Source organism: Pseudomonas sp. 203-8 (genome assembly GCF_020708595.1).
GTDB classification, from domain to species: domain Bacteria; phylum Pseudomonadota; class Gammaproteobacteria; order Pseudomonadales; family Pseudomonadaceae; genus Pseudomonas; species Pseudomonas aeruginosa.
In genome coordinates this window covers 145,787-161,509 of sequence record NZ_JAJFDF010000004.1, presented here as the reverse complement: position 1 = coordinate 161,509, position 15,723 = coordinate 145,787, and the positions used below count along the sequence as shown (strand labels likewise).

Below are 15,723 nucleotides of genomic sequence, written 5' to 3'. Positions count from 1 at the left end.
GCCGCTCGCCTCAGCGAACGGTGATTCTCCAGGCCCGATGGATCTTCGGATTACGCGCGAAATCCGGATCGAGGGTTTCGCCAGTGATCTCTTCGACCGCATAGCGGGCCTGCACGCTCTCGTCCAGTTCGAACTTGCGGAAGTTGTTGGAGAAATACAGCACCCCGCCCGGCGCCAGCCGCGCCATGGCCAGGTCGAGCAGTTCGACGTGGTCGCGCTGCACGTCGAACACGCCTTCCATGCGCTTGGAATTGGAGAAGGTCGGCGGGTCGATGAAGATCAGTTCGTACTGGCCATCGTCTTCCCGCAACCACTCCATCACGTCGCCGTGCACCAGGCGCTGCTTGTCGGAAAAGCCGTTGAGCGACAGGTTGCGGCGCGCCCAGTCCAGGTAGGTCTTCGACAGGTCGACGCTGGTGGTGCTGCGCGCGCCGCCCCTGGCCGCATGCACGGTGGCCGTGGCGGTATAGCAGAACAGGTTGAGGAAGCGCTTACCGGCCGCCTCCTTCTGGATGCGCAGGCGCATCGGCCGGTGATCGAGGAACAGCCCGGTATCCAGGTAATCGGTCAGGTTCACCAGCAGGCGCACATCGCCCTCACCCACCTCGAGGAACTTGCCCTCGCTGCTCTGCCGTTCGTACTGCTTCTTGCCGGCCTGGCGCTCGCGGCGCTTGACCACCACTCGCTCCTGGGCAACGCCCAGGGTCTGCGGAATCGCCGCCAGGGCGTCGAACAGGCGCGCCTGGGCTTTTGCCGGATCGATCGACTTGGGCGCGGCGTACTCCTGGACGTGAACCCAATCGCCGTAGATATCCACCGCCAGGGCATACTCCGGCATGTCGGCGTCATACAGGCGATAGCACTCGATCTTGTCGCGGCGCGCCCATTTGCCCAGTTGCCGGAGGTTCTTCTGCAGGCGATTGGCGAACATCTGCCCGCCCTCGCTCAGCCGTGCCGGCTCGCTCGGCGCCCGCGCCAGGCCTTCGTCGTTGCGTTCGCCACGCTCGCCGGTGACGAACTGGCGCGGCTCGACCTGGATCATCAGCAGCTTGCAGGCCAGCGCGCCGTTCCAGAACGCGTATTGCTTATGGCTGCGGATGCCCATGCGCTTGCCCAGTTCCGGCGCCCCGGTAAACACCCCGGCGCTCCAGCCGATGCAGCTCTGGCGCAGGCGCTCGCCGAGGTTCTGGTAGAGATACAGCAGGCTGGCTTCGTCGCCGAGACGCTCGCCATAGGGCGGGTTGCAGATCACCAGGCCGGTCTGGCCCTTGTCCGGGCGCGGCTCGAAAGTCGCCAGTTCGCCCTGGTAGATCTTCACCCAGTCGGCCACTCCGGCACGCTCGATATTGTTGCGCGCCGGCTGGATCAGGCGCGGGTCGGCCTCGTAGCCGCGAATCCACAACGGCGGCCTGGCCAGGCCGGTCGCCGCGCGCTGCTGGGCTTCCTCGTGGAGCTTGCGCCACAGCGCCGGCACGTGACCCAGCCAATTGCTGAAGCCCCAGCGCTCGCGCCTGAGGTTCGGCGCGATATCGGCAGCCATCAGCGCCGCCTCGACCAGGAAGGTGCCGACGCCGCACATCGGGTCGGCCAGGGCACCGCCCTCGGCGGCGATCTTCGGCCAGCCGGCACGGATCAACACCGCCGCCGCCAGGTTCTCCTTCAGCGGCGCGGCGCCCTGCTGCAGACGATAGCCGCGCTGGTGCAGGCTATGCCCGGAGAGGTCCAGGGAGAGGGTCGCCTGGCCGCGGTCGAGGTGCAGGTGGACGCGCACGTCCGGATTGACCTTGTCCACCGACGGGCGTCGGCCGGAGCGCTCGCGCAGGTTGTCGACGATCGCATCCTTGACCTTCAGCGCCCCGAAATGGGTGTTGTCGATGCCCGAGCCCTTGCCGCTGAACTCCACCGCCAGCGTGCCGCCGGCGTCCAGGTGGTCTTCCCAGTTCACCGCGTGGACCGCCATGTACATGGACTCGGCGTTCTCCACCGGGAATCGCGCCAGCACCAGCAAGACCCGGTTGGCCAGGCGCGACCACAGGCAGAGGCGATAGGCCACCTCCAGGCTGCCCTGTCCGCGCACCGCCGACACCTGGGCGCGCGCCTCGTCCAGGCCGAGCCCCTGCGCCTCTTCGAGGAGCAGGCTTTCCAGGCCTTTCGGGCAGGTCAGAAACAATTCGTAAACATCAGCCATATCGCCTTCCCGGGCCGTAGCCCTTGTCAGTGGAAGCACCCTCATGGGCACTTCTTTGGCACCAGGTGCCGTGGTTCGATTGCCGGAACGCTCCCGGCGTTGCTCGCTGCGACCCCGAGTCGCAGTCTGGGCGACCCTTCGTCGGAATGCGAGGAAATCTCAATTGGTGGGGGTGCAAAACGTTATAAGGCGCAACCCCGCGACCCTACGGCGTTAGCGCCGGAAACCAGGCGTCATGAGCCTGCAACATATGGCCCTATCGACGAAAGCGTTAAGTCTTTATGACAAATCGGTCATTCACACGCCTGAACGCTTTGGTTAGAACTCCAGTTAATCCGCCACCGCAACGGTGTCGGGCGAGGGTCGTCACGCCGGCAACGACCCCTTTCGGCGAAAGCTTCGCCAGGCCTCCCCTGGGGGCCAACGGGACATAACAGTCAACAAGTGAGGGCAACACCCTATGAGAAGACTTAAGCGTGATCCGTTGGAAAGAGCCTTCTTGCGTGGTTATCAGAACGGCATAACCGGTAAATCTCGTGATCTTTGTCCGTTCACCCATCCTACGACGCGGCAGTCCTGGCTCAACGGCTGGCGCGAGGGCCGTGGCGACAACTGGGACGGCCTCACTGGCACGGCCGGCTTACAACGTCTCAATCAACTCCAGCACGTGTAAGCGACAACACGGATAGCACCGATTTCCCCAAGGCACGCCCCATCCGGGCGGCGGGCGCAAGCCCAAGGGCTCCGCAAGGAGCCCTTTTCAATTCCGCCGCGGCAAAGCGGCGATGGCATCCACCGCTTCGCGGATCAACGCCGGTCCCTTGTAGATGAAACCCGAATAGATCTGCACCAGGCTCGCCCCGGCGGCGATCTTCTCCGCCGCGTGCGCGCCCTCGGTGATACCGCCGGCGGCGATGATCGGCAGCCGTCCGCCCAGCTCGCCGGCCAGCACCTTCACCGTGTGCGTGCTCTTCTCCCGCACCGGCGCGCCGGACAGGCCACCCGCCTCGTCGCCATGCGGCAGGCCTTCCACGCCTTCGCGGCCGAGAGTGGTATTGGTCGCGATCACCGCGTCCATCCCCGCCTCGACCAGCGCCGCGGCGACCAGCGCGGTCTCTTCGTCGGTCATGTCCGGGGCGATCTTGATCGCCAGCGGTACCCGCCGGCCATGCCGCAGCGCCAGCGCTTCCTGGCGCTGGCGCAGTGCCTCCAGCAGTTGCTTGAGCGAATCGCCGAACTGCAGGCTGCGCAGGCCGGGCGTGTTCGGCGAGCTGACGTTGACGGTGACGTAGCTGGCGTCGGCGTAGACCTTGTCCAGGCAGATCAGGTAGTCGTCGACCGCGCGCTCCACCGGGGTATCGAAGTTCTTGCCGATGTTGATCCCCAGTACGCCGCGATACTTCGCCGCGCGCACCCGTGCCAGCAGGTGGTCGACGCCGTGGTTGTTGAAACCCATGCGATTGATGATCGCGTTGGCTTGCGGCAGGCGGAACAGGCGCGGCCTGGGATTGCCCGGCTGCGGTCGCGGAGTGACGGTGCCGATCTCGATGAAGCCGAAACCGAGCTGGCCGAACCCGTCGATGGCGTCGCCGTTCTTGTCCAGGCCCGCGGCCAGCCCCACCGGGTTGGGAAACTCCAGGCCCAGCACAGAGACCGGCAGACTGGCCGGCTTGGGCGTCAGCAGGCGGTTCAGGCCCAGGCGGCCGCCGGCCCCGATCAGGTCGATGGACAGTTCGTGGGAGGTTTCCGGGGACAGTTTGAACAGCAGCTGGCGGGCCAGGGTGTACATGGTCGGGTATCGGTCGGCAGAATGAAGGGTGCCGATTATAGCCGTCGAGCGCCCGCTCAGGCGAGGCGTTGCAGCGCCAGCAGGCGGCCATCCTCGCTGAAATCGAGGCGGAACGTGCCATGCACGCCATCGTGGCCGATGAACGGACGCAGGTGATGGGCCGGCAGGTTCACCCGGCGACCGTCGCGGCTGCGCAGCAGGACCCGATTGGCCCTGCCGCCGTAGATGGCCTGCAGGCGTTCGCCGGACAGGGCGATATCCATGATGAGACTGGGCATGGAGCCCCCCGCTTGAATGAACCACGACAGCTTGCCACAAACCACGCGGTTGAATGTCACGCCCGAACCTGTGCTTCAATGGACGGACCGTCGCCGTCCCCTCCCACCCCTTTCCGCGTCGGTCGCCGAGCCCGAGGAGCCCTCCGTCGATCATGAGTTCCAACTCGCGTAGCAACAGCACCTTCACCGGTCGCCTTTCCGCACTCGCCAACCGCCTGCGCCTGGGTGCCGCGCGAAGCGATGGCCGGGAGCTGCGCGAACGGGCGGCCGCCCTCGAGCTGCCGTTCCAGCCATTGCGACGGCCGGAGCCGAGCGTCTGGTGGCAGGCCGGACCGCCCCTGCACACCCTGGTCGACCTGCCGCGCGGCGCGCTGTCCGGCCCGGTCCAGGAAGACAAGGCGGAAGCCCACGCGGTCCTCAAGCGCCTGGTGCGGGTCAGCCACTCCACCCTGGAGTCGGTCGACCTGAAGACCATCGAAGGCGTATGCAGCCGCGAGATCCTCGTCCAGGCACCTTGCCCACGCCTGGAAGACCTGGCCACGGCCGAGGTCTGCCGGGGCGTACGGATCATCAGCTACAAGGATTTCGTCAAGGCCCTGAGCCTGGCCCTGCCGCGTTTCACCAACGGCGACAGCATCCGCCTGCGCCAGGCCGCCTGGCACGGCGAGCGCCTGTTCTGGGCGGGCGAACGCCAGGCCTGCGCCTTCGCCGCGGCGATCGTCTACGCCCGCCGCCGCGAACTGGAACTGAAGCTGCCGGCACATCTGGAACGCTACGAACTGGAGCCCGGCGCGCTGGACGAACTGGAACAGCGCTACCACATGCTGCGGATTCCGACCGAGGCCTGGTCCGAGCCGACCTTCATGAGCCTGCTGCTGGATACCGGCCTGCCCTATGCGCGACTCGCCCTGTTCACTCCGGAAACCCCGGAGTGCCTGTTGCTGCCCCGCAACGACGAACGCGCCGATGCCCTCGGCGAAGGTCTGCGGGCGGCTGGCGCGGCAGACGTGGTGAAGTATCTGAAGCAACTGTAGGCAACCGGCCAGGACTGGCCAGCTCGCGCCCTGACGTGCATCCTCCAGCAGACCCACACAGGAGCGATCGCATGTCCCTACCCCGCCTCAGCCTCTGTCTCGCCCTCGCCTGCGGGCCGGCGCTGGCCAGCCAGGCGCCGGTCTACGGCGAACGCCTGGAAGGCTTCGACTACGCCTATCCGGTGCATTATCTGGACTTCACCTCCCAGGGCCAGCCGCTGAGCATGGCCTACCTCGACGTCGCGCCGAAGAAAGCCAACGGCCGCACCATCCTGCTCATGCACGGCAAGAATTTCTGCGCCGGGACCTGGGAGCGCACCATCGACGTGCTCGCCGACGCCGGCTACCGGGTGATCGCCGTCGACCAGGTCGGTTTCTGCAAGTCGAGCAAGCCGGCCCATTACCAGTACAGCTTCCAGCAACTGGCAGCCAACACCCACGCCCTGATGGAACAGCTCGGCGTCGCCCGGGCCAGCGTGATCGGCCACTCCATGGGCGGCATGCTCGCTACCCGCTACGCCCTGCTCTATCCGCGGCAGGTCGAACGACTGGTGCTGGTCAACCCCATCGGTCTGGAGGACTGGAAGGCCCTGGGCGTGCCCTGGCGCAGCGTCGACGACTGGTACAGGCGCGACTTGCAGACCAGCGCCGAAGGCATTCGCCAATACCAGCAAGCCACCTACTACGCCGGCGAATGGCGCCCCGAGTTCGATCGCTGGGTACAGATGCAGGCCGGCATGTATCGCGGCAAGGGGCGCGAGTCGGTGGCCTGGAACTCGGCGCTGACCTACGACATGATCTTCACCCAGCCGGTGGTCTACGAACTGGACCGGTTGCAGATGCCGACCCTGCTGCTGATCGGCGAGAAAGACAACACCGCCATCGGCAAGGACGCCGCGCCGGCAGAACTGAAAGCCAGGCTGGGCAACTACGCGCAACTGGGCAAGGACGCCGCCAGACGGATTCCCCAGGCGACCCTGGTGGAATTCCCCGACCTTGGCCATACCCCGCAGATACAGGCTCCGGAACGCTTCCACCAGGCACTGCTGGAGGGTCTGCAAACCCAGCCCTGAACCATCCACCGGCGGCGCTCTCGCCATCGGCTTCGCCGCGCCTTGCCCGGCGTCAACACCGATGCCTGCCGCCGGCGTTTCACTGCACTGGCTGCGCGACGACGCGTGGCTCGCGTCGCGCAGGCCCGCCCACGCCGCGGCCGTTCCCATCCACATGGAGGTTCATCGTGTTCCCTTGCCTACCCCGTTCGCTACTCGCCGGCGTCCTGCTGGCGAGCGCCCTGCCCGCTCACGCGGAGCTGCCCCACGCGCCCGCCTACATCGATGACAGCGCCTACCCGGCCGCGGCCCGCCAGCGCATCCTGCCACCGATGTTCGAGCAGAGGCTGGGCAGCCTGCGCTACCTCGCCAAGCCCGGCGACCCCTTGATCACCCAGGCCGAGAGCAGCGACTTCCAGCGCACCAGCGACTACCGCGAGACCCGCGCCTACCTGGAGAAACTGGTAGCCGCCTCCTCCGGCCGCATCGCCCTGCGCGAGTTGCCCGAGCGCAGCGCCGAGGGTCACCCGATGCTGCTGGTGACCGCCTCCACCGAGGCCGACAAGTCCGCCGCCGGCCTGAAGCGCTCCGCCAAGCCGACCTTGCTGGTGGAAGCCGAGATCCATCCCGGCGAGGCCAACGGCAAGGACGCCATGTTCATGCTGCTGCGCGACATGAGCGCTGCCGACCGCCCGCTCGCCGGGCTGCTGGAGAAGATCAACCTGCTGTTCATCCCGGTGGTCAACGTCGACGGCGACCTGCGCCGCAGCGCCTACGGGCGGATCAACCAGAACGGCCCGCAGGAGACCGGCTGGCGGGTGAACGGCCGCAATCTCAATCTCAACCGCGACTTCACCAAGCTCGACAGCGCGGAGATCCGCAACGTCGCCTGGGTGTTCAACCACTACGAGCTGAGCTTCTTCGCCGACACCCACTCCACCGACGGCGCCATGTATCCCTACGACAGCTCCTACTGCCACAACGGCAACGGCTGGTCACCGGCGAGCAGCGCCTGGATGGACCAGGTCATGCGCAAGCCGGTGTACCAGGCGCTGGAAAGCCTCGGGCACATGGTCCATGAATGCATCAGCCTGAACGACAACCAGGATCCGACCCAGGGCTACTACCCCTACCGCACCGACCTGGCGCGCTTCTCCAACCAGTACGGCGACATCCGCAACGTGCCGTCGATCCTCATCGAGCAACACGCCCTGCATCCGTACAAGACCCAGGTGCTGGGCAACTACGTGATGCTCAAGGCGATGTTCGAGGTGATCGGCGAGCAGGCCGCCAGCCTGCGCCAGGCCATCGCCAGCGACCGCGAGCGCCTGCTGCGGCAGAAGGAGGTGATCCTCACCTGGAAGCCAGGCGAGGCCGCCGAGACGCCGTTCGTGGTGGGCGACTACCGCTACGAGCAATCGCCGGTCACCGGGGCCCGCACCATCGTCTGGAGCAACCGGCCGAAGACGCTGAAGCTACCGGTGACCGACAACGGCGTACCCGACCTGGTGGTGCCGCGTCCCCAGCGTTTCATCGTCCCGGCGCAGTGGCACGAGGTGATCGCCCGGATCAAGGCCCATGGCATCCGCTATAGCACCCTGGAGCGTCCGACCGAAATCGCCGTGACCCTGTACCGCATGGACGACATCAAGCTCGCCGATGGCTTCGAACCGGATCGCGTGCAAGGCAACCGGATTCCGGGCTACGAAGGTCGCCTGCTGGTCAGCGGCACGCCGAAGCCGTTCCAGCGCCTGCAGACCTTCCCGGCCGGCTCGCTGTCGATCGACACCGCCCAGCCGCTGGGCGTCCTGGCCATCGACCTGCTGCAACCGCAGAGTCCGGATTCCTTCTGGTCCTGGGGCTTCTTCAATTCCACCCTGGTGGCCGCCGAGGAGCCGGAGGAATACGTGATGGAGCCGATGGCGCGCAAGATGCTGGCGGAAGACCCGGCGCTGAAGGCCGCCTTCGACAAACGCCTGCGCGAGGACAAGGCCTTCGCCGCCGATCCGCAGGCGCGCCTGCAATGGTTCTACCAGCGCACGCCGTTCTACGACGTGAACGCCTTCGTCTATCCGGTAGGAGTGGTGTTCTGAGGCCCACCTGGGGCTGACGGCGGATAACGCTGCGCGTTATCCGCCCTACCGCTGGGCTTCGGGAGCCCCGTTGCCTCTCCCGCTTGCGGGAGAGGGCTGGGGAGAGGGAGCCGGTCTCAGGTACCGTCGGTGGGTGTGGGCAGGTTGCTTCTCGGCTTGCGCTTGCGCCTGGGTTTCGGTGGTTTTTCGGGTGGCGGCGACAACTCCCGCTTGCGCACCTTCTTGAGGATCTCCCGATGCCTCTCGCGCCAGGCCGGCACGTCGAGACCGTGGAGTTCGAGCAGCTCGGGGTTGCGCTCCACCAGATAGACCGCCGCTTCCTGGGCGGCCTCGGCGATCTTCCAGGCGATCGACTGCGGTTCGATGCTGCCTTCATAGGCGATCCAGTCGCTGAACTCCGGGAAGGTCCCGCAGACCTTCTCGAAATCCTCGTCGTGCATGCGCTGCCGGCCACTCTCGATGTTCTCAAGGCGTTTGGGATCCATGCCGACCACCTCGGAAAACTGCGGTCGGTTCAACCCCGTCAGCCCGCGCAACCCGAACAGGCGCTCGCCGGCGCGAAACAGGCAGCGCTTCCTCACTACATAGACCATGTACAGATACTTCCCTTCGTTTCTGGCGCGATGCGCCTCAGTCGCCCTTGCCGCTCGCGGGCGTTTTCCTCTTCCGCTGGCGCCTGGGTTCCGGCGGCTCTTCCAGGGGCGCCGGCTCCGCCTCCGGCGCCTGTTCCGCCGCCAGCAGCGCCTCGCGTATCTCGCGGTGGCGTTCGCGCCAGGCCTGCATGTCGATGCCGTGCTGCTCAAGCAGCACCGGGTTGCGCTCCACCAGGTAGACCGCGGCCGCCTGCGCCGAGTCGGCGACCTTCCAGGCGATCGACTGCGGCTCGATGCTGCCTTCATAGGCGATCCAGTCGCTGAACTCCGGGAAGGTTCCGCAGACCTTCTCGAAGTCCTCGTCGTGCATGCGCTGCAGCTCGTTCTCGATGTTCTCCAGGCGCTTGGCCGTCATCCCCACCAACTCGGCGAACTGCGGACGGCTCAAGCCCATCAGCTCGCGCAGGGCGCGCAAGCGCTTGCCAGCAGTGAACAAACGTCGATTCTTTACCATGTGTAGTCCGCGTCTGATGGTTCCCTATGCATATTGATTCACTAACTGTTAGTAGATCAATATGAATCCAAGCCCTCTAGACCGAGGGTCCCCCTCCAACATCGGACCATGGTGCAGGACGCCTGATGAAAGTGGAAGAACTCCCCCAAGAGGGTTTCGCCGAGTGCCCCCGCTATATAACCCTGATGCGTTTCGCCTTCCTGACCGGCCTCAGCGACCGGCCGGACCTGCTCTACGCCTGGATAGAGAGCGGCGACCTGCCGATGCGAACCTTCGGTACGCAACGCCTGGTGGATATGCAGAAGCTGCAAAAACGCATCGAGGAAGCAAAAAAAGGGGCCGATTCAACCGGGTGAATCGGCCCTTTCTGAAAGACCCTGCCGCCGGCGAAACCCCTCAGCGATTGAGCATGAAGGTCTCGTACTCCAGGTCGTCCAGCGCGGTGGTCAGGCGGTACAGCCCGACCAGCACGCAGACCAGCAGCGACAGGGTGAAGCCGTAGCCGAAGAAGCTCGGCCCGAGCAGCAGGCTGACGAAGGTCAGGGCGCCGTTGACGATCACGAACAGCACGCAGAGTTCGAGGACGATGCGGCGCTTGTCCAGGTAGAAGAAGACGTTGAGCAAGGCCATGAACACTACCTGGATGCTCACCCCGATCAGGTCGATGTAGAACAGCGGCAGGTAATAGCGGGAAATTCCCAGCCAGCCGAGCAGTTGCGGCGCCAGCAGGAACAGCAGGACCACCGCCAGCCCCTGCACCTTGCAGATTTCCAGCAGGCCCTGGCGGATGGCGAGGATCATCTGCTCCTTGAGCAGGCCGATATGCTGCAGGGTCTCTCCGCCGCGGATCGCCTCGTAGACCCGCTCGTACCACTCGGCGAAGTCGGTCTCGATGCGCACCAGGAACACCGCCATGCCGGGAATGATCGACAGGTAGGCGAGGAAGATCGGCAGGTCGTAGAGGATCGAGGCGCGCAGCGGGCCGATCACCAGGTCCGAGGTGGAGGGGTTGAACCAGAAGATGAACTTGTCGATCCAGATCCCCAGGTTGTAGCAGAGGCCGGTCAGCAGCAGGCTGACGAAGACCTGCCGGCGGTCGAGGAAGTCGAAGGCCACCATGCGCCTGGCCGGGTACTCGCGGAGGATGTCGTAGAGGAAGACGAACAGCAGGCTGGCGTGGCCGATCAGCAATGCCAGCAGCAGGCCGTCCATCTGCATGAAACGCAGCAGGTAGGCACAGGCGACCATCAGCGCGTAGCCGATGAACATCACCAGCAGGATGCGTTTGTAGGCCTTCATTCCCGACAGGAAGATGATCACCAGCCACAGGTTGCAGAGCACCACGAAGTTGGCCATCACCAGCAGGCGGTAGGCGAACGGCTCATCGAACAGGGTCGCCAGCAATATCGCCGAGAGCAGGCCCGCCGCCAACGTCACCAGCAACAGCACGCCCACCAGGTTGGGCAGGATCGCCTCGTGCTTGCGCTCGAACAGGCGATCGGAAATGAAGCGGGTGAAGAACAGTTGCAGTCCCCCGGTGAAGATCAGCGACAGCGCCATCAGGTAGGTCACCGTGATCAGGAACTGCCGGACCAGCACGTCCGGCACCACCACGCCGAGGCTCAGCACGCCGATCAGCATCACGCTGACGATCGACAGCACCCAGGGACCGGAGCTGATCAGCCCGGCGTAGAGGTAGGCGCGCAGGGTCGCCGTATAGGAATCGCGGGAAAGGATCTTCCGCAGTTCGAAGCCGATGCCGGCCATGTCATGCAATCTCCGTGGCTTCGCGGTACAGCCCGCGGTAACGTCCGAGCATCAGCGCCTCGGTGTAGTAGCGTTCGACCCGTTGCAGGCCGACCGTCTGGGCCGCCTGCCAGCGCTGCGGATTGCGCAGCAGGGCGAGGATCGCCCGCGAAGTGGCCTGCGGGTCGGCGATCGCCACCACCTCCCCGGCGCGACCCAGGGCGCGATCTTCGGCGTCGGCGCCTTCGATCAGTTCGCGGCAGGAGCCGACGTCGCTGCTCACCACCGGGGCGCCGGCAGCCCAGGCTTCGAGGATCACCAGCGGCTGCGCTTCGCTGATCGAGGTGAGGACCATCAGGCCGAGTTGCGGCAGGACCTCGCCGATCCGACGGAAACCGAGGAACTTCACCTTGTCCTGCAGGCCGAGGCTGGCCACCAGGCTGCGGCATTCGCTGGCATAGTCCGGATCTTCCTCCTCCGGACCGACGATCCAGCCCTCCGCCTCCGGCATCGCGCTGACCACCCCGCGCATGGCGCGGATGAAGGTCTTCACGTCCTTGATCGGCACTACCCGGCCGACCAGCCCGACCACCGGCGGAATCCCCGGCGGCCGCCGTTCGAGGGCGCCGGCCCAGGCATCGAGGTCGATGCCGTTGGGGATCACCCGGGTGCGCCGTGGCTCGGCGCCATCGAGTACCTGGCGCTGGCGGTTGCCTTCGTAGAGGGCGACGATCGGATTGGCCGCGCGATAGGTGAGCAGGCCGACACGCTCGAAGAAGCGGATCCACAAGCGACGGATGTAGCTGACCTCGGCATCCAGTCCGGTACTCAGCTGCTCGTCGGGGTTCTCCGCGATCCAGTTGGCCTGGGCCAGGTCGATCTTACGCTCCTTGGTGTAGATGCCGTGCTCGCTGAGCAGGTAGCGGCAGCCCCAGCGACGTTGCAGGATGCAGCCCAGCAGGCCGGCGTAGCCGGTGGAGATCGAGTGCAGCATGCGCGCCCGCGGCATCCGCCGGGCCGCCTCGGCGAGCATGAACACCGGCGCCTGCATCGAGCGCAGGGTCCAGAAGTAATTGACGAAGGACGGATCGGTGCAATAGCGCTCGTAGCCTGCGGTGATCGCCTCCCAACTGGCCTTGCTGTGGAGAAAGTCCTCGCGGCCGATGCGGCCCTCGGCGAGCAGGTCGAGCAGCGCGTCGCCCTCCTCCACGTCCGGCGTCTCCGGGTAGTGGAAGAAACGGTGCAGATCGCGCAACGCCTTTTCGGTCTCGCTACTGCCCTGTCGCGTCTGCGGGTTCGGCGAACTCCAGGCGGTTTCCAGGAAGTGTTCCTCGATGTGCAGCACATTGTCCGGGATCGGGTAGTGGCGCTTGCCGTAGGCATCCTTCTGGCCGCCGATGAAGAACACCGAGAAGGTCAGGTCGGGGAGACCGAGGATCAACTGGTTGACCCAGCTGGAGACGCCGCCGCGGACATAGGGCCAGGTGCCCTCCAGCAGCAGGCAGACATCGGCGACGGGCGCCGTCGGAGCGGTGTGTTCGGTCATGTCCAGTATCTCGCCAGGGCCGCGAAGGGCGGCCGTTGCAGCATGTCGTCGGGCATTCCGGCGAGAAGCCGGGGGATGTCCCGGTAGCGCCGCTGGAAGAACGCCACCTCGGCGCGGAACGGCGCCAGCTGGGCGCTATCGATTCCCGCCTCCTCGGCGGCCTGGAGGGCGCGTCCGGCATCCTCCAGGCGGCCTTGTTCGAGGGCGATGCGCCCGGCCAGCAGATGCAGGTCGGCCGAGGGTGCGCCGCGCAGCGCCTGGTCGGTATGCTCGCGCGCCTGCTCGAGGATGTGCTCCAGCACGCTGCCCTGGGCCAACCCCAGGTAGGCCAGTTCCCAGTACCAGCGCGCCAGGGTTCCGTGCAGCGCGCCGCGTCGCGCCGGCGTGGCGCCGGCGAGGCGGCCGAGGGCGGCCTCGATGCGCTGGTTGATCCGGCTTTCCTTCTGGTCGAGCATCGAGTAGGCCAGCAGGCGGACGTCGTCGGCGGGGTCGCGCAGGGCCAGCTTGAGGATCGGGATCGCCTCCTTGCCGGGCATCCGCCGGGTGGCGAAGATCGCCGTGAGCCGCTGGTTCGGGTCCGGCGCATGGCGCAGGACGTCCTGCAGACCGCCGTCGCTGAACATCATGTCGAGGCGCTTTTCCTTCGGCCGGAACGGCAGCCCGGGGACGCCCATCGCCTGCCAGGCCTGCTCGCCACGCTGGCGCGGCAGGTACAGCGCCGGGAATACCGCCGCAGCGACGCCGACCGCTCCGATCAGCGGCACGAAGAAGGCCAGGCTGAAGAGGAACAGCGGGCTCCACGGCAGCGGGAACTTGTAGCGCCGCGGCAGCAGCAGCCATACGCCGACGCACAGCAGCGCGCTGCCCAGGCCGTGGGCGAACAGATAGAGCGCCAGCGCCTGGCCGAACGGCAGGTCGGCGAAGACGCTCGCCCAACTGCTCAGCTCGAACAGGAAGGCGCCGCTAAACAGCCACTTGCTGATCATTCAGGCCGCACTCGTTGAAAAGGAAATGTCCCAGCGCCTGCCGATCGTTGCCGGCGTCCAGTTCGTACTGGCGGATGCGCACGCCCAGCAACTCCAGCTCGCGGGCCTGGCCGAAGCGTTCGGCGAAGAGAATCCTCAGGCGCTGCAGATACCCCTGGGAGCCTTCGGCGGAAGTCAGCGGCAACAACACCAGCAGGACCCGCCGGCCCTCGTCGTTGCGCAGTCGCAACTGCACGTCGAGGCCACGCTGGCTGCCTTCAAGCAGACGCTGGACCTCTTCGCCGTAGCGCGCATCGGTCAACTCGAAGGCATACAGGCAGGCCGGCAATCCATGGTCGCGGGCGTCCAGCAGGGAGCGCTTGAGGTACTGGGAGAAGCGCTGGGCGTCGATGTCGGCCAGTTGCAGTGCGCGACGGTCGCTCTGCAGCAAGTCGGCGATGTGCCCGGCGAGGATCGCCAGTAGGCTGAAGGTACGTTCGTTGAAGACGAAGAACGGCATCTGCTCCACCGCCAGCAGGGCAAGGATCCGCCCATCGGTGTCGACCAGCGGCACGCACACCTGCAGCGCGCTGTGCGCACGCTGCTCGCCACGCTCCAGCAGTTCCTGGCGCACGCTGACCAGTTCGCCGCGCTCCAGGCAGGTGCGCACCAGCAGATCGTCGGCGTCCAGCGCCGGCATCTCGCCGAGCGTCGCCAAGGGTTGCGGCTCCGGGGTGCGGTCGTGGCGCACCCGGTAGAGTCCGGCGATGCGCAGCGAACCGTACTGGGCCAGCAGCGCCAGCACGGTTTCCGCCAGCGCATCGAGCGGTGCCTCATCGCCCGGCAGCTCGCGCAGCAGTTGTCGCAGACCGAGCAGCGAACTGCGCAGGCTCTGGTCGTTGCCGGCGACCCGCTGTTCCAGGCGATCGTGGGAGATGCGCAGGATGTGATGGGCGCGGGTGAATTCGTCGAGGCGCAACTGACGGTACTCGTTCGCCAGCTCCAGGCGCTCCAGGCGGCGTTCCCAGATGTCGCGGAATTCGCCCACCAACATGGCGCAGAGCAGCACGCCGACGATGAAGGCCGCCGGTACCTGGGCATAGGCCTCGACGCCCTGGACGCGAAACGCGAACAGCGCCGCCACCAGCAGCGCCGCGCTGGCCAACCCGCGGACGAAGCCGTAGCGCATGCCCAGCAACAGGGGCGCGAGGATCACCCAGGGAAAGGTGGCGTTGACCTGCAGCGGGTCGTCCGGGCTGAACCACCAGCCCAGGCCCAGCGCGAGCGCGCTGATGACCAGCGTCTCGACCCAGGAGACGCTGCCGCTGGCGCGCGGTGCGAGGGCGAAATCCTTGTGCGCGGACATCGCCGTCACTCGAGCCGCAGGTCGCCGACCAGCTCGCGCAGGACTTTCTGCGCGGCGCCCGCCAGGCTTTCCCGGGACCAGCCGGCGCGCGCCCCGCTGGTGCTCCAGAGCACCCGCCCGGAGGCCGGCTCCAGCACCTGCAGGCTGACGCCCACCGCCGGCTCGCCGTCGAGGCCGTTCTTGTACTGCCACTCCTCGACGCTGCCGGTGACCACGTAGGCCAGCTTCTGCTGGCGTGCCCAGTCCAGCGCGCGCTGCTGGCGCTCGCGGTCGTCGACCAGTTGCAGGTCGCCTTGCGGCTGCGCCGGGTACAGGCGCGGCCGCACGCCCTCCTCGGCCAGCACGCTGAGCAGGATCTGCTCGGCACGCTCGCCGGCCTGCGGCGCCTGGGAGTAATTGAGCAGCGGCACCAGGCCCCACTGCGCGCCGCGCGCCAGCGGCGTAGCGCTTTCGCTGGTGAAGCTGGAGCAGCCCGCCATGAACAGGGCGACGGCCGCGAGAGCCAGGCAGCGGATGGATTGCATGTTGTGTTCCTCCTGTTGAATTCCGTATCCGGGCC

15 protein-coding genes are annotated in these 15,723 nt (G+C 66.6%); 5 read left to right on the top strand and 10 right to left on the bottom strand.

Features of this window, described 5'->3' with window-relative positions; genetic code table 11:
* Positions 1-10: 10 nt before the first annotated feature.
* Positions 11-2,188, bottom strand: a complete 2,178-nt coding sequence (gene rlmKL, locus LJF27_RS10620; protein WP_003103239.1) for a bifunctional 23S rRNA (guanine(2069)-N(7))-methyltransferase RlmK/23S rRNA (guanine(2445)-N(2))-methyltransferase RlmL — start codon at positions 2,186-2,188, stop codon at positions 11-13.
* Between the two features lie 460 nt (positions 2,189-2,648).
* Between rlmKL and rmf the strand changes: the two genes are divergently transcribed.
* Entirely contained in the window at positions 2,649-2,861 is a 213-nt protein-coding gene (gene rmf, locus LJF27_RS10615; RefSeq protein ID WP_003103238.1) for a ribosome modulation factor, read from the top strand.
* Positions 2,862-2,948: 87 nt separating this feature from the next.
* Here the strand turns inward: rmf and LJF27_RS10610 are convergent, their stop codons facing one another.
* Complete coding sequence (locus LJF27_RS10610; protein WP_003103236.1) at positions 2,949-3,977, bottom strand: quinone-dependent dihydroorotate dehydrogenase; 1,029 nt, start codon at positions 3,975-3,977, stop codon at positions 2,949-2,951.
* Positions 3,978-4,033: 56 nt separating this feature from the next.
* Positions 4,034-4,255, bottom strand: coding sequence for a DUF2835 domain-containing protein (locus tag LJF27_RS10605; protein WP_003103227.1), 222 nt, complete (start codon positions 4,253-4,255; stop codon positions 4,034-4,036).
* A 152-nt stretch (positions 4,256-4,407) separates the two neighbouring features.
* Here LJF27_RS10605 and LJF27_RS10600 point away from each other — a divergent pair, with 152 nt between their 5' ends.
* The 3 genes from LJF27_RS10600 to LJF27_RS10590 all read left to right on the top strand — a co-directional run bounded on the left by LJF27_RS10600 (position 4,408) and on the right by LJF27_RS10590 (position 8,434).
* Entirely contained in the window at positions 4,408-5,289 is an 882-nt protein-coding gene (locus LJF27_RS10600; protein WP_003113960.1) for a DUF6685 family protein, read from the top strand.
* 71 nt (positions 5,290-5,360) lie between these two features.
* Positions 5,361-6,362 (top strand): alpha/beta fold hydrolase, encoded by a 1,002-nt coding sequence (locus LJF27_RS10595; protein ID WP_015649155.1) that lies wholly within the window; start codon positions 5,361-5,363, stop codon positions 6,360-6,362.
* A gap of 167 nt (positions 6,363-6,529) precedes the next feature.
* Positions 6,530-8,434 (top strand): M14 family metallopeptidase, encoded by a 1,905-nt coding sequence (locus LJF27_RS10590; RefSeq protein ID WP_003103223.1) that lies wholly within the window; start codon positions 6,530-6,532, stop codon positions 8,432-8,434.
* 116 nt (positions 8,435-8,550) lie between these two features.
* Here the strand turns inward: LJF27_RS10590 and LJF27_RS10585 are convergent, their stop codons facing one another.
* Together LJF27_RS10585 and LJF27_RS10580 are read right to left on the bottom strand one after the other, a co-directional pair.
* On the bottom strand, positions 8,551-9,027 hold the full coding sequence (locus tag LJF27_RS10585) for a helix-turn-helix domain-containing protein (protein WP_014602705.1): 477 nt from the start codon (positions 9,025-9,027) through the stop codon (positions 8,551-8,553).
* Between the two features lie 37 nt (positions 9,028-9,064).
* Complete coding sequence (locus LJF27_RS10580) at positions 9,065-9,541, bottom strand: helix-turn-helix domain-containing protein (RefSeq protein ID WP_003143634.1); 477 nt, start codon at positions 9,539-9,541, stop codon at positions 9,065-9,067.
* A gap of 125 nt (positions 9,542-9,666) precedes the next feature.
* Here LJF27_RS10580 and LJF27_RS10575 point away from each other — a divergent pair, with 125 nt between their 5' ends.
* Positions 9,667-9,897 carry a hypothetical protein gene (locus LJF27_RS10575; RefSeq protein WP_003091282.1) on the top strand — a complete coding sequence of 77 codons (231 nt, stop codon included), beginning with the start codon at positions 9,667-9,669 and terminating at the stop codon, positions 9,895-9,897.
* Positions 9,898-9,937: 40 nt separating this feature from the next.
* Here LJF27_RS10575 and pelG read toward each other — a convergent pair whose 3' ends face one another.
* From pelG to LJF27_RS10550, 5 genes are read right to left on the bottom strand one after another with little or no spacing between them, the layout of a single operon-like run.
* Positions 9,938-11,308: an exopolysaccharide Pel transporter PelG gene (gene pelG, locus LJF27_RS10570; RefSeq protein WP_003091283.1), complete on the bottom strand. Its 1,371-nt coding sequence runs from the start codon at positions 11,306-11,308 to the stop codon at positions 9,938-9,940.
* A 1-nt stretch (position 11,309) separates the two neighbouring features.
* Positions 11,310-12,833, bottom strand: a complete 1,524-nt coding sequence (pelF, locus tag LJF27_RS10565; RefSeq protein ID WP_023117009.1) for a GT4 family glycosyltransferase PelF — start codon at positions 12,831-12,833, stop codon at positions 11,310-11,312.
* Complete coding sequence (locus LJF27_RS10560) at positions 12,830-13,819, bottom strand: tetratricopeptide repeat protein (protein WP_003103474.1); 990 nt, start codon at positions 13,817-13,819, stop codon at positions 12,830-12,832. The genes pelF and LJF27_RS10560 overlap by 4 nt, the downstream gene beginning before the upstream one ends.
* Positions 13,797-15,164, bottom strand: a complete 1,368-nt coding sequence (locus tag LJF27_RS10555) for a PelD GGDEF domain-containing protein (RefSeq protein ID WP_023117010.1) — start codon at positions 15,162-15,164, stop codon at positions 13,797-13,799. The genes LJF27_RS10560 and LJF27_RS10555 overlap by 23 nt, the downstream gene beginning before the upstream one ends.
* 5 nt (positions 15,165-15,169) lie before the next feature.
* Complete coding sequence (locus tag LJF27_RS10550; protein ID WP_003091288.1) at positions 15,170-15,688, bottom strand: pellicle/biofilm biosynthesis outer membrane protein PelC; 519 nt, start codon at positions 15,686-15,688, stop codon at positions 15,170-15,172.
* Between the last annotated feature and the right edge of the window lie 35 nt (positions 15,689-15,723).